Source organism: Rhodococcus sp. (in: high G+C Gram-positive bacteria) (assembly GCF_049286785.1).
Taxonomy (GTDB): Bacteria; Actinomycetota; Actinomycetes; order Mycobacteriales; family Mycobacteriaceae; genus Rhodococcus_F.
The window spans coordinates 1-1,966 of sequence record NZ_JBAQEO010000468.1 but is presented as its reverse complement, the minus strand read 5'-3'; the positions used below and the strand labels follow the sequence as shown (position 1 = coordinate 1,966).

Below are 1,966 nucleotides of genomic sequence, written 5' to 3'. Positions count from 1 at the left end.
GGCGAGGTCCTCACCGAGAACCGACCCGCCATCGCGCAGGACGTGTCCGCTCTCGGCGACCTGGCCGGTCAACTCAATGGGAAGACCGACACCTTGAATCTGATCCTTACCAAACTCCCCGAGAACTACCGATTGACCGGCCGAGCGGCCGGATACGGAAACTTCGTCAACTTCTTCGTGTGCGGGCTCGCCATCAAGTACGCACAGGGCCCGGGCGGGGTCACGCCGATGTTCACCGCGCCCGCCGAAAGGTGCAAGTAATGGCAACCAAGTCGTTCCTCGAACGCAACCCGATCCGAATTGGTGTGATCGGCACCCTCGTCCTCGTCGGTGTCCTCGCGGCGGCGCTCAACTTCGACACCATTCCTGGTATCGCGGCGAAGACTTATCACGCCGAATTCGGAGACGCCAGCGGCCTGGTCGTCGGTGACACCACACAGATCGCCGGCGTGAAGGTCGGTGAGGTGCGAGAAATTTCTCTGCACGGCGACAAGGTGGACGTCGAATTCGACGCGGACGGCGGCGCGATGCGCCTCGGCGACGACACTCGTGCCGCCATCAAGGTCGAGACTGCACTGGGGCGACGGTACGTCGAGCTCACCCCGGGCGGTGAGGGCGAATTGGGCAGCGGAGACACGATCCCACTCTCACGGACCACGTCCGGATACGACGTCACACGGTCGCTCGAGGAGGTGACCGACAAGGTTTCCAAGACGGACACCGTCAACTTGTCCGGTGCCCTCGATCAACTCTCTGCGGTCGAGAAGGCCCTGCCACCGGACCTGAAGTCCTCGCTGACGGGTCTGTCCCGGTTGTCGGAGACGGTGGCGAGCCGCGACGCGGATCTGCGCCACCTGCTGTCGAATACCGCGGGAGTGAGCACCGTGCTCGCCGAACGCAGTCAACGGGTCGCGGAGTTGCTCGGGCAGGGCCAGTCACTGTTCGATGCGCTCAATCAGCGTGCCGATTCCATCCACCGCATTCTCGGGCAGGCCCGTCAGATCGCCGATGAACTCACCGCATTGAAGCGGGACAACGAAGCAACACTCGGACCCACCCTCGACCAGATGGACAAGCTGGTGACCACCTTGAACAACAACTACGACAACATCAACGCCTCCCTGACCGGCCTCGAACGCTATTCCCAGCAAATCGGCGACGCCGTGGGCAGTGGACCATTCTTCGGGGCGCTGCTGCACAACATCCTTCCCGCGAACCTGGCGGGTCAGCTTCCCGGCAGCCTCGGAGGTCCTCGATGACGGCGTCGACGAAACCCTCCTCACGCGTGCCGGCCAAGGTACTGCTGCTCGTCGTGGTCATAGCCGCCCTTGTGGTGGGCACAGGGGCCTGGGTTTCCGGGCACTCCAAACACCACATCACCGCCCACTTTCGCAGTACGACGGGATTGTATGTGGGCGACCGCGTCATGATCCTCGGTGTCCAGGTCGGCCGGATCAACGAGATCGTCCCGGAAGGCGATCAGGTCCGCGTCGAATTCGAGTACGACGGCGCCCACGACGTCCCGGCCGACGCCCAGGCAGCGATCGTGGCGCCTGTGTTGGTCACCGGTCGCTACATCCAGCTCGCACCGGCCTACCTCGGGGGCGACAAGATGCAAGATGGACAAACCATCCCCGTCGAGCGCACCGCGGTGCCGGTGGAATTCGACGACGTGAAGAAGCAGGTCGTCAAACTCGCCCAGGACGTCGGACACACCCCGGAGAATCCGGACGGATCACTCAACCAGTTCGTCTCCAGTACTGCAGATGTCCTCGAGGGGAACGGGCAAGCACTGCACGACTCCCTCATGCAACTCTCGGACGCGACCGGCACGCTGAGCAAGGGTGGGGAAGACCTGTTCACCTCGATTCGAAACCTGCAAACGTTCACCACCGCATTGGCCGCCAACGAGCGACAGCTCACCGCCTTCAGCAGCGAGCTCGCCACCACGTCGTCGGTGTTGAAC

The 1,966-nt window shown here is 63.3% G+C and carries 2 protein-coding genes and 1 pseudogene; all 3 read left to right on the top strand.

Annotated elements, in window-relative coordinates:
* Nucleotides 1-261 (top strand): annotated as a pseudogene (locus WAW17_RS16940) (mammalian cell entry protein); the annotation flags it as partial.
* A complete protein-coding gene (locus WAW17_RS16935; RefSeq protein WP_422334102.1) occupies nt 261-1,259 on the top strand; it encodes an MCE family protein in 999 nt (332 codons plus the stop codon). The pseudogene WAW17_RS16940 and the gene WAW17_RS16935, both read left to right, overlap by 1 nt.
* On the top strand, nt 1,256-1,966 hold a 711-nt coding region (locus WAW17_RS16930; RefSeq protein ID WP_422334101.1), incomplete at its 3' end, for an MCE family protein. The genes WAW17_RS16935 and WAW17_RS16930, both read left to right, overlap by 4 nt.